Origin of the sequence: Coleofasciculaceae cyanobacterium (assembly GCA_036703275.1) — a bacterium.
In the GTDB taxonomy this organism is placed as follows: domain Bacteria; phylum Cyanobacteriota; class Cyanobacteriia; order Cyanobacteriales; family Xenococcaceae; genus Waterburya.
Window position 1 is genome coordinate 1 of the sequence record DATNPK010000104.1, and the last position, 24,004, is coordinate 24,004.

A 24,004-nucleotide genomic window follows, 5' to 3' on the forward strand; every position below is an offset into this window, starting at 1 on the left:
AAGTGGTGGTGCTGGCGCAGATACTTTTGTTCTTGGCGATGCCATGGGTGCTTTCTATCAAGGCTCTGGTTATGCTACGATTACCGATTTGAACTGGACTGAAGGTGATAAAATTCAAGCTTATGGTAGCACTAGTGATTATACTCTTACTTCCTTCGGTAACGGAATTGATATTAACTACCAAGGCGATTTAATTGGTCATGTCGAAAATACTAGTGATGTGGTGATTTCTGAAGATTTCACTTTTGTCTAAACTCAATCGAGTTGATTAACTATTTCGAGCGCCTTGTGGTAAAAACTATAGCAAGGCGCTCGCTGTTTAGCGTTACTCTATCTGGATCTGCGAATGATGTTTTATTGACGATTACGCTCATCTGGTTCTCAAAACCTATACGATCTGTGTTGAGGCAGAAAATACCAGACTAAGAGATTGTTTGGCTCGTTTAAAAAGAAAAACCTTGTGCTATTTGAAGTGGGACGAAATGCTCTAATTATCAATTAAGCTATTGCTTCATTACCTTCACTTTGACACCATCCCTCTTTAAATCATCCCATAGGGATGCTACGCCAATTAAATTAATAGTAATCGATCTAATTTTGAACCAAACTAGCTTACATTAACGTCAGTTCGATTTAAGCAGCAGCAGACAGAGCTAGATGATCGATAGCAATCGAAGGCTTTCTGAAAAAATGACAATATGCAGTTAATCCAGCCAATAAATTAGCTACAAAATTGGTGGGTGAACGATGCCGACTATGCTCAATTTGGCAAATGTGTTTCAACTGTCCTATCACTGATTCGATAACGGCTCTTTTGCGTAGCAGTTGTTTGTCAGACCATTTGATGAGTTTGTTGTTCATCTTCTTTTTGAACTTAGTAATGAGTACTACACCACTCTGTCGTAGTTTAAGAGCTAAAGTTTTGGAAATATAACCCTTTTCCATAGAATTTTCCCTGGTGTCCTTTCAGTAGTTCTTTGACTGGTTTTCGGTCATCAACATTTTCTGGGGTCAAAGCTATATTTAATAATTCTCCTCGGTCATTGATGACCAAATGTAACTTGAAAGCATAAAACCAACCTACGGAGGTTTTGCCTCTATGAGCAATATTTTTAAACACTCGATGACCAAGAATATGTCTTTTATGACAGACCTTAAGACTAGTTGAATCTATAAATCCTATTCCTGTAGCAGTTCCCAATCGCGATCTTAAATAAATCGTCAACGGCACAATAGTACTGGGAATCCATTCGATAAATCGTTGATAGCTAACAAGTGACGTGAAAGCCTTTCTCCAATAGGTACTGACTATACCGAGATAAAAAGCCTTGAAATTTCTGCAACTAGAGGTATGAAATGAAATGAGAATCGTCATTATCTCGCTCAAACTAAGTTGCCGATTACGAAGACGACGATTTCTTCCACTTTGAATCAATTGTCTTTTTCAGCTTGGTTCAAAACTCAGACAAAAATCATCTATCGGACAAAATAATTCTTCTAGAATAAGCATGAGGCAAACAGTTACTGATTTATAGGTAATCTCAGCTTATCTGTTTTGCCTCTTTCTTATCCCGAACTCACGTTATTTAGTACTTAATAATTAATTATTAAGGTCAACTGAAAATCCATTGTAGCGACTCATAGATTTTTCAATACCTTCTTTAAGACTTAATTCGATCGCCTTAACCGATACATACAAAATTTCTTCAATGATTTTGGTTTCTTCTGGGGCAAATTTGCCTAAAACGTGCCCGATTGTCTCCTTGTTGTCATCAGATTTACCGATGCCTATCCTTAAACGGGGAAAGTCCGTACCGCCCAAGTGAGCAATAATTGATTTCATGCCGTTATGCCCTCCTGCCGATCCTGAGAGGCGCATTCGTAATTTACCCACAGGTAAATCCAGATCGTCATAAATAACCAACACAGACTGAGGCTGAACCTTATACCAGTCTGTCACTGCTCTTACAGATTGACCTGAGCGATTCATATAGGTGAGGGGTTTTAGTAAACGAACTTTTTGCCCCCCTGGTGCAACACCTTCAGAAAATAACCCCTGAAAACGTTTATTTTCTCTCAAGGGCATCTGCCAGAACTTCGCTAATCGATCAACTGCTGCAAAACCGATATTATGCCTAGTTTGGTCATATTTCGGTTCAGGATTGCCCAAACCAACAATTAATTCAGGGATTAAAACACTTGAATCAGAAGTCACAGGATATCAATAAGCAGTGAGTAGTAGGAGACTGGCAGCTATTTCAGAGTTCAAACCTCAGCAGACTAGCTTTAGTTAGATTGAAACAAAGCCTCTAAATAAACTTTGGCACAGGCGCGATGACTTTGATCTGCTTCAATGCTTTGCTTACTGTTATTTTGCAATAAAAATAAAGACAAAGCAGCTGCAAAAACGCGGTCTTGATCCCAATGAGGATGAGTTTCTAAGTAGCTTTTCAAAGAAAAATGGAGTTCTTCGGGAATGTCTGCCAAAATGCTTACGGTTGAGTTCATGGTTGGTTAAATGCTCCTTAATAGATATATATTTTTTCTGTGGTCTGATTCAACATAACGGCTTCCTTCAAATATGTATAACCACCATGTTTTGCGCGATCGCGCAAACCTTTTATTTAAAGGTAATGACCAAAAATGGTTTGAGAGATAGGTTAAATTGACAGATTAAAATTCAGATCTAGTGTGGTGCCACTAAGAGCTGATGCTTGTTGATACATTGTCGTCTTAAAAGGGGGCATTTTGTCAATGCTACAAAATATTAAGAAGACTGATTAATTTTTTGTAAGTTAACGAAAGCAATATAGTTTACATCTCTTTTTTGTTACATTTCTTCATTAAATCGAGTTATTAAATGGTTAATGAGAGGTAAATAATCAAAATCCACTACTCGATACTCAAGACTTGATTGCTGCGTAGCTGCCTGTGGAAAAACTTGGGCAAAATGGGGAAAACTTGAAAAACCTTGTGGAAATAGTGGGGAATCTGTGGGGTAAATTAGCAGCTTTAAATAAGAATTAATAACTTTTAGTTGACTTTTTTAGAAAAGTTCAAGCGTACTAATAATCATTTAAGATTCAACAATGTAATAAAGTCCGTTACTAAAAACAATTCAAAGTCTACCTAAAGAGATAAACAGCACTTGTCTGTGCTAGATAGACTAAAAAAGTCATTGGCATAAACATTAGTACTGCTCTGTGAGATTGGATTCTAGCTTAGAGGCGGTGTCTACCAACTTTAAGTCGATCCTTCTTAGATCATAGAAAAGAGAATTTTCTGACCGATTTACAGCATATTGATGACAGCGCAAAAGATCAAGATTTAGAGCATTATCGGGTAAATGCTGGTGAAAACCTTATTACCAATCAAGGCGGGTAGGCTAGCTATATCGATAATTCACTAAAAGTTGGTTCGCCAAGCCATCCTTCATAGTTTCCCACAGATTATCACTAGACGATGCACCAAAGGCATACCAACACTTTGATGCGCGTGATACTAGCTGGACTAAAGTAATTCTAAAACCTACGACTTAAAGAGGGCAAAGGGTCGAAGTCACGTAGGAGAAATAAATCTTGGCTCTTGACTTATTTTGCGATCTGCTCGCTAAACCCCACTCCCTGTTTAAGATTCAACCAATAATTTTTTGTAAGGAGAAACAAACTATGGCAAGCAATGTTGGTATACAGATGTTAGTGATGAATGTTCATCCGCAGCAGTTACCAAACGATGAGCCGTTAGGTACTCTAGAACCAGTTGCCCACTTTAACGGCGCGATGCCCACTGGTGTAACGGTATCCCACCAAGGACGTATTTTTGTGAATTTTCCGAAATGGGGCGATCGCGTCGAGTTTACTGTAGCTGAAATTCGAGATGGTCAACTTGTGGCATATCCAAACGAGGCGGCTAACCAAACTGACTCCGATAACCTGGCAGGGCATTAGTGTCAGTGCAAAGTGTAGTCGTCGATCCTGCCGATCGCCTGTGGATTTTAGATACGGGGAGTCCGATGTTTCAACCGACACGGTATGGCGGGCCAAAACTCGTCTGTGTAGATCTAGAGAGCGATCGCATTATCAAGACGATTCTCTTTCCCCAAGAGGTAGCCCTACCAACTACCTATCTAAACGATGTGCGTTTCGACCTACGGCGCGGTAAAGAGGGTATGGCGTTCATTAGCGATTCCTCCGACCAAGGACCAAATGGCATTATCGTCGTGGATTTGGCATCTGGTGAAAGCTGGCGCAGACTTCACGAACACCCTTCAACTAAAGCTGAAGATTTGAGTAGCTTTCGTCCCACTGTAGAAGGTCGCCCGATGCTAGAACGTCAGCCAGATGGAAAGACCAAACCAGTCAAGATGGGTGCAGACGGAATTGCCATTAGTGCAGATGGAGAGCGTTTGTATTACTGTCCTCTAGCGAGTCGGAAACTTTATAGTGTGTCCGTTGACGCGCTGGCCGATCGCTCCCTCGACGATCAGGTGATCGCTGCCACCGTAACTAATGAGGGAGATAAAGGCGGTGGCGCGGATGGACTTGAATCAGATGCAGCAGGTCACATTTATGCAACGAACTACGAGCATAATGCAATCTGGCGTCGCCGAAGCGATCGCGAATGGGAAACGGTGGTACACGACCCACGTTTATTATGGCCAGATACGCTTTCAATGGCGACAGACGGCTATCTGTATGTCACGGCGAATCAGTTGCATCGTCAGGCAAAATATCAACAAGGAAAAGATTTACGCCAAAAACCCTACACGCTTTTTCGAGTTCGGATAGATGCTCGACCAGTTTTGCTGCGATGACATCTTTTGATTAAAAAAAGGCAAATGAAAATTAATAAATTGTATATGGAGTTGTAACAATTATGGCTAATACGTTAACCCGACCCCTGGCTGTTGTGACAGGTGCTTCTAATGGCATCGGTTATGAACTTGCCAAACAGTTTGCTCAAAATGGCTTCGATCTTTTAGTTACTGCTACGGGCGCGAACATTAATGAAGCTGCCCGAGCTTTTGAGGATCTGGGTGCTGAAGTTGAAACAGTGGAAGCCGATCTCGCTACCTACGATGGAGTCGAAGAACTATACGACAAAATTAAGGCGACTGGAAAACCTGTAGATGTCATTGCTATCAATGCGGGTGTCGGTGTAGGTGGTGATTTTGCTCGCGAGACTGACTTAAAAGATGAACTCAATCTGATTAATCTCAACGTTGTATCTACCGTACATCTTGCCAAACGAATGGTGAAAGACATGGTAGATCGCAGCAAGGGTCGAATCCTATTCACCTCATCGATCGCTGCTTTAATGCCAGGGTCGTTTGAGGCAGTTTATGCAGCCTCTAAAGCTTTTGTACACTCTTTCGCCGAAGGACTACGCAACGAGTTGAAGGACACGGGCGTAACCGTTACCGCGCTGATGCCTGGGCCAACCGATACCAACTTCTTCCACCGTGCGGATATGGACGATACCAATGTAGGCACGAGTAAGAAAGACGATCCTGCTGAGGTTGCCAAACAGGGTTTTGAGGCTTTGATGGCTGGCAAAGACCATATTATTGCAGGTTCACTCAAAACAAAGGCTATGGGTATGGCGAGCCAAGTTTTGCCCGATACCGTTAATGCTGAAATGCACCGCAAAATTGCCGAACCAGGTTCGGGTAATAACTGACAGACAGGGAGACTTTTTTTGAGTAATGAGTTTTTTCACTTGCTACTTGCTAGTGGATTAGCTTACCTAGAGTCCCTTTTGTCTCTTGCCTCTAATCACCATATTAAAATTCCTGACGAGGCGGAGGCATTACAGGTAGCAAACGATACTGAGTACGGCTTATCGAGTGCGGTATTTACGCAAGATGAAGGACGAGGATTGCGCTTTGCCCTTGGCATCGAAGCGGGAATGACTCATATCAACGACCAACCTGTAAACGATCTGCCCAATGCGCCCTTCGGTCGAGAGAAAAATAGTGGTATAGGACGCTTTGGCGGTGATTGGATCGTTGAAGAGTTTACGACTGATCACTGGATTACCTTGCAGCATACTCCGCGTAGCTACCCATTCTAAGAAAATCAACTTTTTAAAACCCTTTAAATGGAGAAAAAACATGAAATATAGACAATTAGGCAATAGCGATCTCAACATTTCTGAAATAATTTTAGGTTCTTGGTTAACCTATGGTGGCGGAGTCGAGCGACAAAAAGCAGAAGCGTGCATTCACAAAGCCTTTGATGTTGGCATTAATTGTATCGACAGTGCCAATGTCTACGGACGCGGGGCAGCTGAATCCCTATTGGGAGAGGTTTTACAGGGACGCGATCGCAGCTCTTACATTTTGGCAACCAAGGTTTATTTTCCCATGTCACAGAGCGATCGCGGATTATCGGCTTCCCAAATTTATAAGCAAATTGATGCTTCATTACAGCGTCTTCGCACCGATTATGTCGATCTCTATCAGTGCCATCGTTATGACGTAGACACCCCTCTAGAAGAAACGATGTCAGCATTGACTGAAGTTGTACGGCAAGGAAAAGCCCGTTATATTGGTTTTAGCGAATGGACTCCCGCTCAAATTCAAGCAGCCTTAAATCTTCCTAATGTAGAACGGTTTGTATCCAGTCAGCCTCAATATTCAATGCTGTGGCGCAAACCTGAAGCCCAAGTATTTCCTTTGTGCGCGGACAATGGTATCGGTCAAATTGTTTGGTCGCCACTAGCCCAAGGTGTTCTCACTGGAAAATATCAACCAGGAGAAGCTCCACCACAAGATTCGCGTGCAGCAAATGACCAGATGAATGGCTTTATGGGCGATTTTTATAGCGATCGCATCTTGAGTGCTGTCCAAAATCTTAAGCCAATCGCGCAGCAATTAAATATTTCTATGGCTCAACTAGCTTTAGCCTGGATTTTGCGAGATGAGCGAGTTTCTGCGGCTATTGTTGGTGCGAGTCGTCCCGAACAGGTAGAAGATAATGCGGCAGCATCAGAAGTTAGCTTGAGCGACGATGTATTGAGAGATATTGATAAAGTACTGGCGCCTGTTTTATTTTACGCAAAACTTAAGTCTTTCTACCTTCGGATTAGGGCGTTGCTGAATTAAGGGATGAATTTTCGAGGAACTGGGACATCCTAGAATTTAAGATAGTGAATAAGCAATTGGAGCGAATACTGAAGCATTTCTACTGACTTGGAATAACATAATGTTTTACGATGCAATCTGGCTAAATAATGTCTCAATCGAGTGTTTTCACCCTCTACCCGTGTCATGTAAGTTTTACGGATATATTTGGTCTCCTTCTGGAATAAATTGAGGATAGACACTCCAGCCATCGGTGACGCCAAAATAGCATCGCCATAGACTTACAATTGCCCATAACGGTTTAAAAGTCTCAGTACTATGGTCTGCCAATACCCAACCTAAAATACCTCGTTTGAAATGATCTACTGCTGTCGATAGCCAGATTTGGTTTTTTTTGAGCCGACAAATGTTTCCAGCTCATCCAATTGGCCAACTTCTGGTATTGTTTCTCGAGCATAGGCATCTGGAAGTAATTCTGCGACTTGCTTGACCCAGGCGATCACCTTTGTGTGATCAACCCCTTTAACTCGTTCGATTCTTCAAAAGCCCATACCGTTGACGTACATTTTGAGCGTGAGGGATGCTGGGGTTTCCCCAGCATCCCTCACGCTATTGAGACATTCTCTTTTGACGTCATCGCTGTAGCCTTTGTTAGTCTCATAACCTTTAATGAACTGGCGATCCGTAGGGTACACCCATTCGGGTGCGACGCGAAGGACGCGACGTAGGAGCTAATCCTTTAGGGCTAGTCTATTACGGATAAGCTTCGCAAATGCTAAAGCATACCGCTTCGCGTCCTAAAGGATTAGCTAGCGCGTCACGCGTAGCTAGTCATGCACGGGCATATCATGCACGGGCAAGCGCTTGGAGCGTAATTGCAATCAACACAAATATAATTTTGTTTACCTCGTCTGTTCCCATTTTTCCGAATATGAGTCGAGTTACATTCAGGACATTGCATAACTATTTAGCCTAAGTTCATCCCTCTATTATGCAACGCCCGGATTTGCACCAGAAGACCGATTTTCTTCATGCTCCTCATGCCAGCAAAGCGTCCATGAGGAGCATTTTACTCGAGTTTTACAGCAGTTTTTATGCTTGCTAGACTAGATTGTTGATTAACTTGTTTTTAGTTTTTCAGATTAAACTTGTGTGTTCTATAGACAGCAAAACAGCTTTAGAAATAATTAGGAATACTCAGCATTTCTCCACTACATTCAAACGTTAAAACTTTTTGTATAATGAAAAGCGGATGAGGGGAATCGAACCCCGTTCTCAACCATTTACGACGATATCGCGTAAGCTTAAAACCTTAGGAAGCTCCAGTAGAACTCAAAAAAACACAGATTCAGTAAGATTAAAAAGGAATTTGGCAAAATGTATTTGGATAACAAATACCCTTGGGGAATTAATTGCTCATTCGCAAAAACTCAATCGAGATAATAGTCAAAATAATATTTCTCAAGCCATACGCGAAATTGTCAATTTTACATTGAAGGGTAATATTGCTGCTTTTGCCAGGACATTTAACCTACCAAAAAATACAGTCTGGATGTGGCATGAAGGGAAAAGTACCCCTCAACTCAAACATATTCTAAGTATTTGTTACTGTCTGAATATTTCTTTATTAGACTTTTTGACCCAGAATAATTTTGAGTATCTAAAAATAGATAGTCAAAAACTACCCACCAAAATTTTGGTTAAAAGAGTATCTCTTCAGAATTGTGATATTCAAAAAATCGAAAGGTTTCTTGAGTCAGTTTTAAACGATCAAAACAGCAAGCCAACTACTATGAAAGAAGTTGCCAAAAAATTAGCTATCGACCAAAGAACCTTATCTAAACACTTCTCAGAATTATGTAAAGCTATTTCTACTAGGTATCAAAGTTATCAAGCTCAAATTAGAAGAAAAAAGATCGATGAATGTTGCCAGGAAGTCAAACAAGCCGTTGCTCTTTTGCATCGAAAAGGAGAATATCCTAGTGAAGCTCGCGTATCAAAATTAATTTCTCAACCTGGTTACTTTAGATATAAGAAAGTTAGAATGGCTCTCAAAGAATCAAAATCTTATATTGATTTTTAAAACATAACCTTGCCACAACGGCAAACTCAAACTTTAAATTACAAAAAGGCCTGTAATCCGAGCTTTTCCTAGGAATGGAGCATAGCGGATTTGAACCGCTGACATCTTGCATGCCATGCAAGCACTCTACCAACTGAGCTAATGCCCCAATACTCAAATAATATTACCATAATTGAATCATTTAATTAACTATGGCAGTTAACTAAGACGACTTAAACAGTTACCTACAATAAAATAGACGACTAGCATAGCAGCAGCAGCAGCAGCAACTAGTGTCCCAGCAAGCATGAGAGAAAACTCCTGCCGATCCAAAGCCGATTGCATTAAATGCAATGACCATGCCACTAGGGCAACATCAAATATGAGAATTGGAATCAGCATTATTTACGAAATGTAAAGACAATATCTATTTTAATACACAATTTTTAAGTTTTGGGCGGAATTATCTATAACTTAAGCTTTACTAAAGATTATCTAGTTAAGTAATTCTTATAGGGACTTTACGTTCTTGAAGATAAACTTTAATTTCTTGGATGTTTAGCTGACCAAAATGTAATAATGATGCCAGGAGAGCTGCCTCAGCTTTTCCCTCTTCTAAAGCTTCATAGATATGTTGACAGTTGCCAGCCCCCCCAGAGGCGATTACTGGAATTTCTACCTGTTCGGCAATCTTTCGAGTAAGTTCTAAATCATATCCTGCCTGGGTTCCATCTGCATCCATGCTAGTTACTAATAGTTCTCCTGCACCCCGATTTGCCATTTCGGCTGCCCAAGCGATCGCATCTATACCCGTGTTTTTTCTACCTCCACGGACATAAACATCCCAACCAGGATTACTAAGATCGATCCGTCTGCGAGCGTCAATTGCCACTACGATACACTGTTTGCCAAAGCGATCGCTAACACGATTAATTAGTTTTGGGTCGCGAACTGCTGCGGAATTGATACTCACTTTGTCGGCTCCAGCTCGTAACAAAATTTTAATATTTTCTAAGGATTGAATCCCCCCGCCGACAGTCAAAGGTATAAAGACCTGCTCTGCTGTGCGATAAACTACATCGACAATTGTGCCTCGATCTTCATGAGTAGCAGTAATATCCAGAAAAACCAGCTCATCTGCACCCGCATCATTATAAACTTTAGCTAGTTCTACAGGATCTCCCGCATCCTTAAGGTCAACAAAATTAACACCTTTGACCACTCGTCCAGCATTAACATCCAGACAAGGCAATATTCGTTTAGCAAGCATAGTCTAGTTTTCGATTATTCGGCAAAATATTCTCTAAAATAGAAATTGGCAATAGTAATAAATCAGTCTTGCTTTTGTTGCACCTGCGATCGTCCTAAAATTATCAGTTTAGCAGTTTATTTATTTAAACTGTAGTCAAACCACAGCAAGACTGATTCAATAAAGAGAATTTCATTTATTCTAATATTCTAAAAATATTTTATTCTAATTTTGTTGGCATAGATTAGCAACTGCCAATTTTATATAATCTAAAAACTTTAGAAATCCTCAGCAAAAAATTACTCTGCTACATTAGCTAACAGATTGGTTTTGGCTCGGTTAAATTATCACATACATAACAAAGAGGATGATGTTAGCATCTGCTAATGATATCATCCTCCAAAATATTAAATTTAGAAACCAGTCCCGTACTCCACCAAGGCAGTAGTTAATGCCCCAGTAACATCGGCAAATAGTTTGTCTATTTATTAATATTATTAATAGCGTTTTTGGTTAGGTTTGTAAACAATGAAGCTAACAGTTTGACATTGTTTGATGTTATCAAAACCAACGACACGAATGTAACAATCAGAATATTCTGAACGGCATTCACGAACTTCATTCAATACGTCTTGTGCGCTACGTGCATCAAATAACGGTAGCTTCCATAAAGTCCAGTGGTGTAATTCTGGAGTGGGATCTTTTTCGAATTCTACACCAGGGATGTAACCTTGATCGATCATAAAATCAATTTGCTTAGCAATTTGCTGATCGGTCAAAGGAGGTAGATAAGAAAGGGTTTCGTAGCGACGCTCTTTGGGTAATGTTTTCATGGTTTATCTTTAGCTGTATTATGTATTTTAATCAGAATCTTCGGTTTCCGAATTCGCTTCTGAAACATCTAAATTAAAAGTTTCATCAGGCGATCGGGTAAGACGCTCCAAAAGATAACGGCGATGTGCCAAGTTGTCTTTTTTGACTCCAGAAGCAACTATCTCAGGCAAAAATTCTAAAGTTTGTTCGGCAATATTATCGCGAACCGTCATTATGCGTAAAGCAAGCTCTTTTCCCCTTGGTTGAGACATAATATCTCTTAGGTATGTTTCTGCATCTCGCAGCTTTCCTCCTGAAGAGTATTGCCTCAACCAGATAGATTCTCTAGGATTAGTTTCTGCTAGTTGAGCAATAACTAGCTGTACTGCTTTGTAGGTCAGAAAATTTTGAACAACTTTAGCCGTATCTTTGGCAATGTCTTTTGGTTGCATCTAGTTCAGAATAGTAACTCTGGAATTCAAAATTTAGAACTGTTTATTCTTCATTCTTAATCCCAGATTAGACTATTGGCTGTTCACAAATAACTATTCTCGTTCTCTAGAGAGTGTCTACAGCATCAAACTCGAACTTAATTTCTTTCCAAAGTTCACAAGCTGCTGCTAGTTCAGGACTCCAACGACAAGCTTCACGAATAACATCGTTACCTTCGCGAGCCAAAGAACGCCCTTCATTACGAGCTTGAACACAAGCCTCAAGAGCCACACGGTTAGCTGTTGCACCAGGAGCATTACCCCAAGGGTGTCCTAATGTTCCACCACCAAACTGTAGACAAGAATCATCACCAAAGATTTCAACTAGTGCGGGCATATGCCATACGTGGATACCGCCAGAAGCAACGGGCATTGTGCCAGGCATAGAAGCCCAATCTTGAGTAAAGAAGTTACCACGCGAGCGATCTTCTTCTACATAGTCTTCGCGCATTTGGTCTACAAAACCAAGAGTAATGTCGCGTTCACCCTCAAGTTTACCGACAACAGTACCAGAGTGTAAATGATCGCCACCAGACATACGTAAACACTTAGCTAATACGCGGAAGTGAATACCGTGATTTCTTTGACGGTCAATTACAGCGTGCATTGCGCGGTGAATGTGCAGTAACATACCGTTCTTGCGACACCATTTAGCTAGAGTAGTGTTAGCAGTAAACCCACCAGTCAGGAAGTCGTGCATTACGATAGGAGTGCCAATTTCTTTAGCGAACTCAGCACGTTCCATCATGTCTTCGCAAGTAGCGGCGGTTACGTTGAGGTAATGACCTTTAACTTCGTTGGTTTCTGCCTGGGATTTTTCGATTGCTTCTTGGACGAACAAAAAGCGATCGCGCCAACGCATGAAAGGCTGAGAGTTAATGTTTTCATCATCTTTGGTGAAATCTAGACCACCGCGAAGACATTCATAAACTGCACGACCATAGTTTTTAGCCGATAGACCTAGCTTGGGTTTGATGGTGCAGCCCAATAAAGGACGACCATACTTATTTAACAAGTCTCTTTCGACAGTGATACCGTGGGGAGGACCTTGGAAAGTCTTCATCAAAGCTACAGGAATACGAAGATCCTCTAAACGTAATGCACGTAGAGCTTTAAACCCAAATACGTTACCTACCAAAGAAGTGAGAATGTTAGTTACAGAACCTTCTTCAAATAAATCCATCGGATAAGCGACAAAACAGAAATACTGGTTGTCTTCTCCAGGAACGGGTTCAACTTCATAACAACGACCTTTATATCGGTCTAGGTCGGTCAAGCCATCTGTCCATACTGTTGTCCAAGTACCAGTAGAAGATTCAGCAGCTACGGCAGCTGCACATTCTTCAGCGGGAACTCCTGGTTGAGGAGTCATGCGGAAACAAGCCAGTAGGTCTGTATCCTTGGGGGTGTAGTCTGGGGTGTAATAAGTTAGGCGATAGTCTTGTACACCAGCCTTAAACCCAGCAGAAGTCTTAGTTGCCATGTTTGGTCATTCCTCCATAAATAAAACGCTTAATTTTTACTTTCTAATAGAGTCACTAGTCTTAATAGACTCTATATACCGTTAAAAAAAAATCAGTAGAAAGATGTTTCGCTGTTCTAAAAAAATCGTTGCTTTAAATAGCAAACTTAAGCTACTTTTCTTAAGCAATTTCTTATGTTAACACCATAGCATGAATGTTAATACTTTATATGTATTTGCAACTCGATATTGATTGGTTTATTTTTTACAATAGATTAATTTAACTAATAAGTATTGTTGACAACGATTAAAATTGTTAAGAATTAATAATATTTTTTTTGTTTAATTAGTTTAGAGCATTTTTCTAGTAGGAAAAATTAACTTGCTGTTCTGAGTATATTTGCCTAAACCTTCTCTTTATAGGGTTTTCCACATTTAATATCTAGTTACGCGGTGACGGTCAAATTAAAGCAGAAACCTACTTTAATCTGCCAAAACAAGACGTAAAAAAGTTGGCACAAATCAAAAAACTGTACCAACGAAGTATAAATATTTAATCGCTATTATGCTTATTTTAACTATGCTTGTGTTGCTCACAAAAACCGCCAACTAAGCTAATCTAGGATTCCTATTTTTTCTGGTTAGAATCTAAACCTTTATTGTAGGGAAATAAGGTTACCAAAAGTTCATTAATATAAACTTGCCCTACGACTGGAACTTTGGGTTTTTGAGCTGAAGATTCAAAAGCTGTTTCTACGTGAGGAATTGAAGCTGAATTTTGACTTTGGTTAGAATCTCGATCTACAGTTGGTTTTGATTTTGGAGGAGCGTGCTGATTGTCCGAAAAAGCATTATTGTTCTGATAGCTCTTGCTGGATTTTGCTTTAGTCTGATTCTTAGTATTTTTCCTTTCTGGCTCATCTTGAGAGGATGCTTGACGAGAAATATCACCAATAATTGAGCCAGGCTCAACCACAGTCATCGATGCCACATTTTCTTGAAAAATAGTAGTTGAAGTACCAATACAGCAATTATTGCCGATCTTGCTTTCGCCGATAATTAGTACTCCAGATCCTAAAATAGCCCCAGCTTCTATTTCAATAGACCCCTGACAAGCATTAATAATTGCCCCCATTCCAATGCAAACATCAGCTCGAATAATAATACGCCTATCGGGAGCAGCTTGCAGAATAACTCCAGGAGCTAAAGACGCTGTAGGATGAATTTCTACATCACCACTGATGCGTATATCTTTATTTAAAATAGGTTGCGGAGGTGGTAGATAAATCATAGGGGAAAATAAATTGATGGACACAGGAACAGTTGCTTGGATTTCATTTGCAGTTACCTACAGGAAAAATTACTAATTACTGCTCCCTTGTCCTCTAGTACACGAACGCAACCTCTACAGACATTTATGGTCGTTGAATAATCGTTTCAGCAACTCTTCTTTTGTTTTTGGGGTCAATTCCTAACAAACGAACATATTCGTTGCTGTGTTCAGCTAAACATACTTCTAATGAAGCAACTACGTCTAACTCATGACGACTATCGATCGGAGCGCAACTTTTCCAGGATTTGGTTTTAAAGCGTCGCTTATCTGCATGTTCCATACCGATCTTATAGCCAGCAGCAAGTAGAGAACGAACTTCTTGAATTGCTTCATCACTTAAATGACGTTGACTAAACGTGTTGTAATTTGCTGGGCGACCTTTATGCTTATTACCGCTAGTGTAATCAGCTACAAAGTAACTTCGATCCTTGCCATTATCATTGCCATTGCCGTTGCGACTTCCATTACCGTTGCTTTTAGCTTTGGGATTATCACTCGGTCTTTGGATAATAGTTTCAGCAACTCTGCGTTTGGCTTGAGAATCGATGCCCAACATACGAACATATTCGCCTTTATGTTCTGCCAAACAATGTTCTAAAGCAGCAACTACTTCAGATTCCCGACCACTATCAATAGGAGAACAGCTTTTCCAAGATTTAGTTTTGAAACGTCTTGTGTCGGCGTGTTCTGAGCCAATTTGATAGCCAGCGGCCAACAAAGAGCGAATTTCTTGAACTACTTCTGAATCTAAGCTACTGCTAGTACCATTGCTACTGTAACTAGCTTTACCACCGTTACCATTACTGTAGCTAGAACTTGCAAAACTTTTAGAAGACTGTACTGGAGCCTCTCCAGGACGCTGCACGATTATTTCAGCTGTTCTCCTTTTGGCATTAGTATCAACGCCGATGACGCGAACATACTCATTGGGATATTCCATCATAGCCTGTTCAATGGCGTTAAATATTTTGTTGCTACCGCCTTCAATTTGCCCGACAGTAAGCCAAGATTTAGTTTTGAAGCGACGTTTGCTGGCACGTTCAATCCCAATGCTACAGCCTTGAGAAATTAAACTATTAATTTGACCTGCAATATCACCTGCCAGGCTTCCCTGAGCTACGCTACTGTAGTTAGAGCGATTTCTACCACCATGGCTTCGACCTCGCTCGTGAGTAGCAACACTTTTGACAGTTCCCGACCCAGGAGTATCTCCAGGACGTTGAACTATAATTTCGGCAACTCTTCTTTTAGCCTTGGGATCTATTCCTATTAGCCTGACATATTCACCTTGACACTCACGAAGCACAGAATCTAACTGAGCTATAACCTGATTTTCTTTTCGACTGTCTATTTGACCACCAGTAAGCCAGGATTTGGTTTTAAAGCGACGTTGGTTAGCGTGTTCTGTACTGATAATACAGCCTTGCGCCAATAGCGATCGCACTTGGGTTCTAATGTCTGAACTTAAACTCATATTCTCTACTGAATTTATATAATCATTCTCATTATTGACATTGAAATTGGGATTTGCGTCGGTTTTACCACGTCCGCGAGCTTTGTAAACTTGAGGATTTACACAGGCTTCATCATCGGCGCAGCGATAACCAGCCAAAAGAGCCTCGTTGATTTCGACCACGTGGTTAGCAAAGTAGCGATCGCCCTCTATTACATCAGGCAAACGTTCCGCCTGCTGCTGATTGACGATCACTGCTCCTGAAGGAACATACTTTCCTGGAGGAATTTCTACATCTTGAATTAAAGCGTGCATCATGATAATGCAACCATCACCTACTTTGGCATTAAAGACAGTGGAGCGAAAACCAATAAAGCATTCGTCTCCAATGTAGGCTGGTCCATGAATCAGCGCCATGTGAGTAATACAGGTGTTTCTGCCAATCCAGACCGAATACTCTTGGTTATCATCACCAACTACCCGACCTTTTTCTAGACCATGAATTACAACGCCATCTTGAATATTGCTACTCTCTCCAATGTGAAAAGGCGTTCCCTCATCGGCTCTGATGGAACTACCAGGAGCAACAAAAACATTTGCTCCTATCCTTACATCACCAATTAATCGAGAAAAAGAATGCACGTAGGCACTTTCATCTATTCTTGGTGTTGCTAAATTATTCGACCACGGAGTCGGGGGAGCCGCTTTGGTGCGGACTGCCATTGTTTTAATTCCTCCTAAACTAACTTAACCATTGTTTTGATCGATCTCAACTAAGCTACATTCTTTGCCACTTAAGCCCTAAGACAAACGCTCTGCTTCTTTTTTACTGTAGAGAGCATTACGATCGACGTTGACCGTATCAATAATGCCAACAACAGTGGCATCAAGTGGTTTTGACTCTTGACCAGCCTCAATACGAGCTGCGCCACCTCGACTGACCAAAACCCACTCGCTAACCCCAGCACCAATCAAGTCTCCTGCAACTTCATACTTTGGTAAAAGCTGACCTGATTCATCGATATACTGAACCAAAAGTAACTTGATTCCTCTCATGCTGGGAGCTTTATGCGTGCTAACTACCGTGCCACGAACTTGGGCTATCTGCATACCAGAATGTTGCCTAAATTAATATTAATTTTATGGTCTTCTTAAAGGACGGGGATTAACGCTTTCACGAAACTGCTCTACAGCTTCGGTGTAGCGAATGGGCAGAACATACTCCAGGTTTTCGTGAGGACGAGCAATAATGTGAGTAGATAATACTTGACCGCCATTTACCCGACTTACATTTTCAGTTCCCGCAGAAACAGACGCCTGTACTTCTGATACATCACCCCGAACGATTACAGTTACACGACCTGTGCCGATTTTTTCGTATCCCACCAGGGTGACACGAGCTGCTTTCACCATAGCATCTGCTGCTTCCACTACCGCAGGAAAGCCTAAGGTTTCGATCATTCCGACTGCAATTGACATAATTTTTAACTCCTGAATTTTTAGGGGCGCGTTACGCAAGGTTAAAGGTCGCGTAATCGCCTAAATTGTTTAATTTGTTATTAATTTCGCTCTGAAGCTATTTCGATATTCCTACTTAATAATTTATTAATAGGTGCGAAACTGCTCTACTTCTTCGGTGTAACGGATAGGCAAAACATACTCCAAGTTTTCGTGAGGACGAGCAATAATGTGAGTAGATAATACTTGACCGCCATTTACTCTGGTCACATTTTCAGTTCCCGCAGCAACAGACGCCTGTACTTCTGATACATCACCCCGAACGATTACAGTTACACGACCTGTGCCGATTTTTTCATATCCCACTAAGGTTACACGAGCCGCCTTGACCATAGCATCTGCTGCTTCTACTACCGCAGGGAAACCCAAGGTTTCAATCATTCCGACTGCAATTGACATACTTTTACTCCTTAGAGAGCTAGCTGTTGTGCTAGCCACTTTTACTAAATTTACTATCGTTCGATTCTGAGACTGAAATAATTAGTTTGATTCAAAAATCACTAATAGTCGCGAAATTGTTCTACTGCTTCGGTATAGCGAATCGGTAGGACATATTCGAGGTTTTCATGAGGACGAGCAATAATGTGGATCGATAACACCTCACCACCTTTAACTCTTTTAACAGATTCCACTCCAGCAGCAACGGAAGCCTGTACTTCTGATACATCGCCACGCACAATCACGGTTACGCGACCTGTCCCGATTTTCTCGTATCCCACCAGGGTGACACGAGCCGCCTTGACCATAGAGTCCGCTGCCTCTACTACTGCGGGAAACCCCAGAGTTTCGATCATTCCTACTGCGATAGACATTTTTGTATCTTTTCCTCTTTAAACAGAATATCAAGTAAGATGAATAGCCAAATTAATGAAGCCGAAATGCTCAATTACCAAGGCTTGTCGTATTTTTCCGCTCTTAAACGTGGCTACCAAACTAAATTTTCCAGGCTCATATAATAACTATGAATTCTACTTTTTTTTGGGTCAAACTGTGAAGTAACTTAAGCTACCTTGCCCAAAAATTACAGAGCCATAAAAATTCGGTACTGGCTAATTTACTTACCTATAATCAAGCATAAATAACCTTGACTCCTTTGACAACATAAAACATGATTATATTTTTTAATTTGATTGTTAATAAGAATTAATACTTGGTAGCAAAACAATCACTATTTGTGCCTTGAGTAGCGGCTTGTATTAAAGATACATTTACTATTTATAATTTATTCATAATGTCTGATGAAACCAGATCTTACTTTAATCTATATGTGTAATATACATGTTATCAAAAGGCTCGTATTTATTTGATCGAGCTTTTAATGATATGTTGCATCTAGTTTTGCCAGCCTGACTAATTGTGATTTAAAGGTGGCAATCTTTAAATCATGACAGCACAGACAATCTAGTTGAATGAGCAGTCGATCCCAGCATAAAACCTTAACTAAGATTAATTTAGGCAGAAATTTAGAGTATAAATTACTAGTAAATCTTTTTTTAGATAACAGATTTAACTTAAGAGCCAAAATATCTGTTCATCAAAGATTGGTGGCAGAAGAAACTTATATAGTTATCTGTCTTAACTATTTATTCAAGACTATCAAAATTTATCTGGGTTTATTGGAAATAATATTTAGAGGCATAATTGCTGTTAAAATAAGGGTTTAAGAAAAATAATCAATAGTGGTTGCCCTAGCTTAGGAAAACTCGGCTAACCGAATTGGTAACTATAAAATTTTGGTGTTGTAAATTAATGGGCAGTTTTAATGACTGACTTTCTATTAGGAAATTTTTGGGTAATACCTATATATAGCTTAGTAGGTGCGATTATTACTCTTCCGTGGTCTTTAGGTATTATTCGTAAGACAGGTCCCCGTCCCGCAGCATATATTAATATATTGATGACTGTAGTGGGGTTTGTCCACGCTTCAATAATTTTTAATTTAATCTGGGCTAGACCAGCACAGCAGCTTGTATTTCACTGGTTACAGGTAGCAGATCTGGATTTAAGGTTGTCGTTTGAGCTGTCTCCAGTAAGCTTTGGAGCATTAGAAGTAGTAACGGGCATTAGCCTGTTAGTACAAATTTACGCTTTGGGCTATATGGAAAAAGATTGGTCGCTAGCACGCTTCTTTGCCTTGATGGGGTTCTTTGAAGCTGCTTTGGCTGGTTTGGCTCTAAGCGATTCTTTGCTACTGAGTTACTGTTTGCTAGAGGCTCTAACCTTATCAACTTATCTTTTAGTTGGTTTTTGGTATGCTCAACCACTAGTAGTGACGGCTGCTAGAGATGCTTTTTTGACAAAGAGAGTAGGAGACATAATATTATTGATGGCGATCATAGCTCTTTCTAGCTATGGCGAAGGGCTAAATTTTTCCCAGTTAGAGAATTGGGTGAATGGAAATCAACTCGATCCGACGATCGCAGCATTTTTGGGGTTAGCTTTGATTGCAGGACCGATTGGTAAATGCGCCCAGTTTCCGCTTAACCTATGGTTAGACGAAGCGATGGAAGGACCGAATCCAGCGGGAATCATGCGGAACTCAATTGTGGTATCGGCTGGAGCTTATGTTTTGATTAAGCTAGAGCCTGCAACTGCAATTTCGCCAATTTCTGCCACTGCTTTGATTGTTGTAGGAATGGTTACGGCAATTGGGACATCTTTAATGGCGATCGCGCAAATAGACATCAAACGGGCATTATCTCATTCAACCAGTGCCTATATGGGTTTGGTATTTATCGCGGTGGGATTAAGACAGGTAGATATAGCTTTTTTGCTGCTGTTTAGTCATGCGCTCGCTAAAGCTTTATTGTTTATGAGTGCTGGCTCGGTCATTCTAACTACCAATAATCAAAACGTTACTGAGATGGGTGGTTTGTGGTCGAGAATGCCAGCCACTAGCCTGTCCTTCTTGGCTGGTGCAGCAGGATTGATTGCCTTTTCGCCGTTAGGGATATTTTGGACTTATAATCGGTGGTTTAGTGGCTCTTGGGATGTGGATTGGTGGCTACTGTTCATTGTCATGTTTGTTAATGTCTTTTCGGCGATTAACTTAACGCGCTTGTTTCGAGTCATCTTCTTGGGCAAACCTCAAGTGAAAAGCCGTCGCGCCCCTGAAGTTCCCTGGCAGATGTCGGTACCAATGGTTTCTCTAATCATAGTCACCTTGATTGCTTCTTTGGCTCCAGTACAGTGGCCTCTTTGGTTAAGTCCCAACAGTCCCTTATCCTTAGAGCAACCTGGGTTGATTACTCAATATGCAACACCGTTATTAATTGCCTCTGGTGCTTTGGGATGTATTATCGGTTCAACAATAACAATAAGAAAACCTTGGGCTCGATCGAGCAACCTGACCCTGCGCTTCTTTCAAGATTTATTGGCTTATGATTTCTACATCGACAAACTATATGAAATTACCGTGATTGCAGCAGTTTCTAATTTGGCCAAATTTGCCTCTTGGATCGATCGCTATGTAGTAGACGGAGCAGTTAACTTGGTTAGTCTGGCAACAATTTTTAGTAGTAATGCTCTAAAATACAATACTTCTGGACAATCTCAGTTTTATATCACCACGATGGTGATTGCCGTGGGATTACTTCTCTGGTCGACGATCAATGGTCAGTGGTCAATGGTGACGAGTTACTGGTCATCCATTATGTAGTAATTATGTAGTAATAGTTTTGATGCCCAATTTTAAACCGCTTTGAATCGATTTTAGTTAATTTTTTTTAGATAGCATCATGCTCAGTGCCTTAATTTTGATTCCTTTTGTGAGTGCAGCCATAATTGGTTTGATTTCTCACCAAGGAAATACTCCCCGCAATATTGCTATTGTTACCGCAGTTAGCGTTTTAGTCATTAACATAATTGTTGCTTTTCAGTTTGATTACCAACAGGAAAGCTTTCAGTTTGTCGAAGATATTCCCTGGATTGAATGGATTGGTTTGAACTATCACTTGGGAATTGATGGTCTTTCTTTTCCTTTGGTACTGCTCAATAGTTTCTTAACTCTGATTGCCATCTTTAGTACTAGTTCAACTATTCAAAGACCTAGACTATACTACGCTATGTTGCTACTGTTGAGTGGCGGGGCGGCAGGGGCGTTTTTGGCTCAAGATTTATTGCTGTTCTTTTTGTTCTATGAACTGGAAATTATACCTCTATACTTTTTGATTGCCATTTGGGGTGGTGCACAACGAGGTTACGCAGCAATGAAGTTTTTGCTTTATACTGCTGTGTCGGGAATTTTAGTCTTGGCTTCTTTCTTGGGTTTGGTCTGGTTGACCGAGGCAAGCAGCTTTGATTATCTACCGTTGCGATCGCATACTTTACCTCTAGCCACTCAACTACTGTTACTTGCACCATTGCTGGTAGGAATCTTCATCAAAATTCCGATTTTTCCTTTTCATACTTGGCTTCCTGATGCTCACGTCCAGGCATCTACTCCCATATCGGTGCTGCTGGCAGGAGTATTACTAAAGCTAGGTACTTATGCTCTGTTGCGTTTTGCGGTGGGACTGTTTCTCGAAGGCTGGTTATATCTTGCTCCTTGGTTGGCAATTTTAGCCAGTATTAGTGCTTTATATGGGGCATCTTGTGCGATCGCGCAGAAAGATATGAAAAAAGTAGTGGCATACTCGTCCATTGCTCACATGGCTTATATCCTTCTAGCTGCCACCGCTACTACTCGTCTTAGCATGACCGCAGCAGTATTCCAAATGGTCAGCCACGGTTTAATCTCAGCCTTTCTTTTCCTCCTGGTGGGCATGGTTTACAAAAAAACTGGTTCACGAGACGTAGATGTCTTACGAGGCTTACTTAATCCAGAAAGAGGACTGCCTGTTACTGGCGGATTAATGATCTTAGGCGTGATGGCAAGCTCTGGGCTACCTGGGATGGTCGGTTTTATCTCGGAATTTCTAGTATTTAGAGGCAGTTTTCCTATTTTCCCGATCCCAACTCTGCTTTGCCTTGTGGGAACAGGTCTAACAGCAGTTTACTTCTTATTAGTTATTAATAAAGTCTTTTTTGGTCGCTTGACAGAAGGACTGGCTCAACTACCTCCTGTGAAATGGAGTGAACACGCGCCTGCCTTTGTCTTGCTGCTGCTGATTATTACCTTTGGGATTAAGCCAGACTGGGTAACTCACATCTGCGAAGTACAGGCGATCGCTCTGTTAACAGGGAGCTAATTTTACATTTTTAAACGTTAAATCAATACGGTTTAGATAAAATCATGGTCGGCATTTCCGTTAAACGTTCCAAATCCCTTTTGATTGAAGAATATATTACCAGGCTAGAAAAAGGAGAAGCCTTGCTTGATAATTCTCCTCAAAATTTAATCGAAGTTATCGGTATTCTTAAAAGTTATGGCGTAGTTTTAGATGCTTACTCTACCAATCTTTGCTATACCGCTAATACCCAATTTTTAAAACTGTTTCCCGTGTTTAAGTATTTTAATGGCAAGGTAGATGCGGCTAGTGTAGCTAAGTTTGTTTGGCACGATCGCATTAATTACGAATATGCTGAATACTGCATGAAAGCAATGTTTTGGCATGGTGGCGGTGGTTTAGATGCCTATCTCAATACTCCAGAGTTTGCCCAGCAAACCGATAAGCTAATCAGGGAGTATCATAAGTACAACCCTTTGATGCTGACTTTACACAAGGCATTCAAAGATTTTCTACCCGAGCAAATGCGCCAAATGTGTTACTATAGCGCGCTGGGACAGTTTTGGCGGGTAATGAGCGATATGTTTCTGGAGCTATCTGATAGTTACGATCGCGGTGAGATTAAGTCTATTCCCGACGTGGTTAAGTTTATTCTTGATGCTCTAGTGGCAGATGCCATGCGTCCGATTACCTATACAGTAAAGTTGCGCGATCGTGAATTTGATATCCTGCCAAAGTCCGCAGGATTGACTTTCTTAGCTGATACCGCCGTACCTTATGTTGAAGCAATCTTTTTTAGAGGAACTCCTTTTCCAGGTACAGTATCTTATAATGCCCAAGCTTATGAGATTCCCTATGACCCAGGAATGTTTAACTACGGCGCACTCTATGCCGATCCTTTGCCTATTGGTGGCGCTGGTATTCCTCCGACACTTTTAATGCAGGATATGCGCCATTTTTTACCAGACTATCTTCGCCAACTCTATGAACAAAAAAGTATTCGTGGGTTAGGAGATATAAGAATACAAATTTGTGAGAGTTTTCAAAAATCAATGTTCTGCGTTACTACCGCAGCGGTAAAAGGATTAGCTCCTCATCCTCTTGATACAGACGATCCTGAACAAAAACTGGCTAACCGCAAATATTTAACAGGCTGGCTAAACCGAATTCTAGAATCTCAATTGATTAAAGTCAACAGCCAAACTAGAAATCAACTAACAGCAAAGCTCTCTTAATATTATTTATCTTGATTATTTCATTTGCTATTCGACAAATTTGCCACCACAGAGTGAGATAATCAATGTCAAACTGTTTATTAAGAAAATCTTAAGCTCACAAGAGTTAACTTCAATATACATAGACAGTCATAAC

General features: G+C 40.7%; 23 protein-coding genes, 1 tRNA gene and 4 pseudogenes. 11 read left to right on the plus strand and 17 right to left on the minus strand.

Annotated elements, in window-relative coordinates; genetic code table 11:
• Together V6C71_22845 and V6C71_22850 are read left to right on the plus strand one after the other, a co-directional pair.
• Nucleotides 1–253: hypothetical protein (locus tag V6C71_22845; GenBank protein HEY9771298.1), on the plus strand; the 253-nt coding region annotated here is incomplete at its 5' end.
• Nucleotides 254–374: 121 nt separating this feature from the next.
• A pseudogene (locus tag V6C71_22850) lies at nt 375–491 on the plus strand (IS1 family transposase).
• A 142-nt stretch (nt 492–633) separates the two neighbouring features.
• Here V6C71_22850 and V6C71_22855 read toward each other — a convergent pair.
• From V6C71_22855 to V6C71_22865, 3 genes and pseudogenes are all read right to left on the minus strand, one after another.
• Nucleotides 634–1,510: pseudogene (locus V6C71_22855) on the minus strand (IS982 family transposase).
• A 90-nt stretch (nt 1,511–1,600) separates the two neighbouring features.
• Entirely contained in the window at nt 1,601–2,215 is a 615-nt protein-coding gene (gene pth / locus V6C71_22860; protein HEY9771299.1) for an aminoacyl-tRNA hydrolase, read from the minus strand.
• A gap of 71 nt (nt 2,216–2,286) precedes the next feature.
• Complete coding sequence (locus V6C71_22865) at nt 2,287–2,508, minus strand: DUF2811 domain-containing protein (GenBank protein ID HEY9771300.1); 222 nt, start codon at nt 2,506–2,508, stop codon at nt 2,287–2,289.
• A 1,160-nt stretch (nt 2,509–3,668) separates the two neighbouring features.
• Between V6C71_22865 and V6C71_22870 the strand changes: the two genes are divergently transcribed.
• From V6C71_22870 to V6C71_22890, 5 genes are all read left to right on the plus strand, one after another.
• Nucleotides 3,669–3,947, plus strand: a complete 279-nt coding sequence (locus tag V6C71_22870) for a hypothetical protein (protein HEY9771301.1) — start codon at nt 3,669–3,671, stop codon at nt 3,945–3,947.
• The gene (locus tag V6C71_22875) at nt 3,947–4,813 is read left to right on the plus strand and encodes an L-dopachrome tautomerase-related protein (protein HEY9771302.1); all 867 of its coding nucleotides are present in this window, start codon (nt 3,947–3,949) and stop codon (nt 4,811–4,813) included. Before V6C71_22870 ends, V6C71_22875 begins: the two co-directional genes overlap by 1 nt.
• Before the next feature lie 62 nt (nt 4,814–4,875).
• The gene (locus V6C71_22880) at nt 4,876–5,679 is read left to right on the plus strand and encodes an SDR family NAD(P)-dependent oxidoreductase (protein HEY9771303.1); all 804 of its coding nucleotides are present in this window, start codon (nt 4,876–4,878) and stop codon (nt 5,677–5,679) included.
• A gap of 18 nt (nt 5,680–5,697) precedes the next feature.
• Nucleotides 5,698–6,072, plus strand: a complete 375-nt coding sequence (locus tag V6C71_22885; GenBank protein ID HEY9771304.1) for an aldehyde dehydrogenase family protein — start codon at nt 5,698–5,700, stop codon at nt 6,070–6,072.
• 40 nt (nt 6,073–6,112) lie between these two features.
• Nucleotides 6,113–7,105 (plus strand): aldo/keto reductase family protein, encoded by a 993-nt coding sequence (locus tag V6C71_22890; GenBank protein HEY9771305.1) that lies wholly within the window; start codon nt 6,113–6,115, stop codon nt 7,103–7,105.
• A 29-nt stretch (nt 7,106–7,134) separates the two neighbouring features.
• Here the strand turns inward: V6C71_22890 and V6C71_22895 are convergent.
• A pseudogene (locus V6C71_22895) lies at nt 7,135–7,764 on the minus strand (IS1 family transposase).
• Between the two features lie 197 nt (nt 7,765–7,961).
• A pseudogene (locus tag V6C71_22900) lies at nt 7,962–8,045 on the minus strand (IS1 family transposase).
• Between the two features lie 408 nt (nt 8,046–8,453).
• Here V6C71_22900 and V6C71_22905 point away from each other — a divergent pair.
• Nucleotides 8,454–9,167 carry a hypothetical protein gene (locus V6C71_22905; protein HEY9771306.1) on the plus strand — a complete coding sequence of 238 codons (714 nt, stop codon included), beginning with the start codon at nt 8,454–8,456 and terminating at the stop codon, nt 9,165–9,167.
• A 75-nt stretch (nt 9,168–9,242) separates the two neighbouring features.
• Here the strand turns inward: V6C71_22905 and V6C71_22910 are convergent.
• The 12 genes from V6C71_22910 to V6C71_22965 all read right to left on the minus strand — a co-directional run bounded on the left by V6C71_22910 (nt 9,243) and on the right by V6C71_22965 (nt 18,277).
• Nucleotides 9,243–9,315, minus strand: a tRNA-Ala gene (locus V6C71_22910).
• A 50-nt stretch (nt 9,316–9,365) separates the two neighbouring features.
• A complete protein-coding gene (locus tag V6C71_22915; protein HEY9771307.1) occupies nt 9,366–9,548 on the minus strand; it encodes a hypothetical protein in 183 nt (60 codons plus the stop codon).
• 97 nt (nt 9,549–9,645) lie between these two features.
• The gene (gene hisF, locus V6C71_22920) at nt 9,646–10,416 is read right to left on the minus strand and encodes an imidazole glycerol phosphate synthase subunit HisF (protein ID HEY9771308.1); all 771 of its coding nucleotides are present in this window, start codon (nt 10,414–10,416) and stop codon (nt 9,646–9,648) included.
• A gap of 476 nt (nt 10,417–10,892) precedes the next feature.
• A complete protein-coding gene (locus V6C71_22925) occupies nt 10,893–11,228 on the minus strand; it encodes a ribulose bisphosphate carboxylase small subunit (protein HEY9771309.1) in 336 nt (111 codons plus the stop codon).
• A 27-nt stretch (nt 11,229–11,255) separates the two neighbouring features.
• Nucleotides 11,256–11,660 (minus strand): chaperonin family protein RbcX, encoded by a 405-nt coding sequence (locus tag V6C71_22930; protein HEY9771310.1) that lies wholly within the window; start codon nt 11,658–11,660, stop codon nt 11,256–11,258.
• Nucleotides 11,661–11,766: 106 nt separating this feature from the next.
• A complete protein-coding gene (locus V6C71_22935) occupies nt 11,767–13,182 on the minus strand; it encodes a form I ribulose bisphosphate carboxylase large subunit (protein HEY9771311.1) in 1,416 nt (471 codons plus the stop codon).
• 607 nt (nt 13,183–13,789) lie between these two features.
• Nucleotides 13,790–14,452: a hypothetical protein gene (locus V6C71_22940; protein ID HEY9771312.1), complete on the minus strand. Its 663-nt coding sequence runs from the start codon at nt 14,450–14,452 to the stop codon at nt 13,790–13,792.
• A 124-nt stretch (nt 14,453–14,576) separates the two neighbouring features.
• Entirely contained in the window at nt 14,577–16,670 is a 2,094-nt protein-coding gene (locus tag V6C71_22945; GenBank protein HEY9771313.1) for a ribulose bisphosphate carboxylase small subunit, read from the minus strand.
• A 78-nt stretch (nt 16,671–16,748) separates the two neighbouring features.
• On the minus strand, nt 16,749–17,057 hold the full coding sequence (locus V6C71_22950; GenBank protein ID HEY9771314.1) for a EutN/CcmL family microcompartment protein: 309 nt from the start codon (nt 17,055–17,057) through the stop codon (nt 16,749–16,751).
• 30 nt (nt 17,058–17,087) lie between these two features.
• Nucleotides 17,088–17,426, minus strand: a complete 339-nt coding sequence (locus V6C71_22955; protein HEY9771315.1) for a BMC domain-containing protein — start codon at nt 17,424–17,426, stop codon at nt 17,088–17,090.
• Between the two features lie 126 nt (nt 17,427–17,552).
• A complete protein-coding gene (locus tag V6C71_22960) occupies nt 17,553–17,864 on the minus strand; it encodes a BMC domain-containing protein (GenBank protein ID HEY9771316.1) in 312 nt (103 codons plus the stop codon).
• Between the two features lie 101 nt (nt 17,865–17,965).
• Nucleotides 17,966–18,277, minus strand: a complete 312-nt coding sequence (locus V6C71_22965) for a carbon dioxide-concentrating mechanism protein CcmK (protein HEY9771317.1) — start codon at nt 18,275–18,277, stop codon at nt 17,966–17,968.
• 950 nt (nt 18,278–19,227) lie between these two features.
• On the opposite strand from V6C71_22965, the gene V6C71_22970 reads away from it, so the two are divergent.
• The 3 genes from V6C71_22970 to V6C71_22980 all read left to right on the plus strand — a co-directional run bounded on the left by V6C71_22970 (nt 19,228) and on the right by V6C71_22980 (nt 23,868).
• Entirely contained in the window at nt 19,228–21,123 is a 1,896-nt protein-coding gene (locus V6C71_22970) for an NAD(P)H-quinone oxidoreductase subunit F (GenBank protein HEY9771318.1), read from the plus strand.
• A 79-nt stretch (nt 21,124–21,202) separates the two neighbouring features.
• Nucleotides 21,203–22,654: an NADH-quinone oxidoreductase subunit M gene (locus V6C71_22975; protein ID HEY9771319.1), complete on the plus strand. Its 1,452-nt coding sequence runs from the start codon at nt 21,203–21,205 to the stop codon at nt 22,652–22,654.
• Between the two features lie 44 nt (nt 22,655–22,698).
• Nucleotides 22,699–23,868: a CO2 hydration protein gene (locus V6C71_22980; GenBank protein ID HEY9771320.1), complete on the plus strand. Its 1,170-nt coding sequence runs from the start codon at nt 22,699–22,701 to the stop codon at nt 23,866–23,868.
• The last annotated feature ends 136 nt before the right edge of the window (nt 23,869–24,004 follow it).

Coding starts and splice junctions, on each gene's coding strand:
- V6C71_22975 (HEY9771319.1), top strand. CDS start 21,203: ATGCTCAGTGCCTTAATTTTGATTCCTTTTGTGAGTGCAGCCATAATT.
- V6C71_22940 (HEY9771312.1), bottom strand. CDS start 14,452: ATGATTTATCTACCACCTCCGCAACCTATTTTAAATAAAGATATACGC.
- V6C71_22915 (HEY9771307.1), bottom strand. CDS start 9,548: ATGCTGATTCCAATTCTCATATTTGATGTTGCCCTAGTGGCATGGTCA.
- V6C71_22890 (HEY9771305.1), top strand. CDS start 6,113: ATGAAATATAGACAATTAGGCAATAGCGATCTCAACATTTCTGAAATA.
- V6C71_22965 (HEY9771317.1), bottom strand. CDS start 18,277: ATGTCTATCGCAGTAGGAATGATCGAAACTCTGGGGTTTCCCGCAGTA.
- V6C71_22880 (HEY9771303.1), top strand. CDS start 4,876: ATGGCTAATACGTTAACCCGACCCCTGGCTGTTGTGACAGGTGCTTCT.
- hisF (HEY9771308.1), bottom strand. CDS start 10,416: ATGCTTGCTAAACGAATATTGCCTTGTCTGGATGTTAATGCTGGACGA.
- V6C71_22960 (HEY9771316.1), bottom strand. CDS start 17,864: ATGTCAATTGCAGTCGGAATGATTGAAACCTTGGGTTTCCCTGCGGTA.
- V6C71_22935 (HEY9771311.1), bottom strand. CDS start 13,182: ATGGCAACTAAGACTTCTGCTGGGTTTAAGGCTGGTGTACAAGACTAT.
- V6C71_22870 (HEY9771301.1), top strand. CDS start 3,669: ATGGCAAGCAATGTTGGTATACAGATGTTAGTGATGAATGTTCATCCG.
- V6C71_22865 (HEY9771300.1), bottom strand. CDS start 2,508: ATGAACTCAACCGTAAGCATTTTGGCAGACATTCCCGAAGAACTCCAT.
- V6C71_22980 (HEY9771320.1), top strand. CDS start 22,699: ATGGTCGGCATTTCCGTTAAACGTTCCAAATCCCTTTTGATTGAAGAA.
- V6C71_22930 (HEY9771310.1), bottom strand. CDS start 11,660: ATGCAACCAAAAGACATTGCCAAAGATACGGCTAAAGTTGTTCAAAAT.
- V6C71_22950 (HEY9771314.1), bottom strand. CDS start 17,057: ATGCAGATAGCCCAAGTTCGTGGCACGGTAGTTAGCACGCATAAAGCT.
- V6C71_22970 (HEY9771318.1), top strand. CDS start 19,228: ATGACTGACTTTCTATTAGGAAATTTTTGGGTAATACCTATATATAGC.
- V6C71_22955 (HEY9771315.1), bottom strand. CDS start 17,426: ATGTCAATTGCAGTCGGAATGATCGAAACCTTAGGCTTTCCTGCGGTA.
- V6C71_22925 (HEY9771309.1), bottom strand. CDS start 11,228: ATGAAAACATTACCCAAAGAGCGTCGCTACGAAACCCTTTCTTATCTA.
- V6C71_22945 (HEY9771313.1), bottom strand. CDS start 16,670: ATGGCAGTCCGCACCAAAGCGGCTCCCCCGACTCCGTGGTCGAATAAT.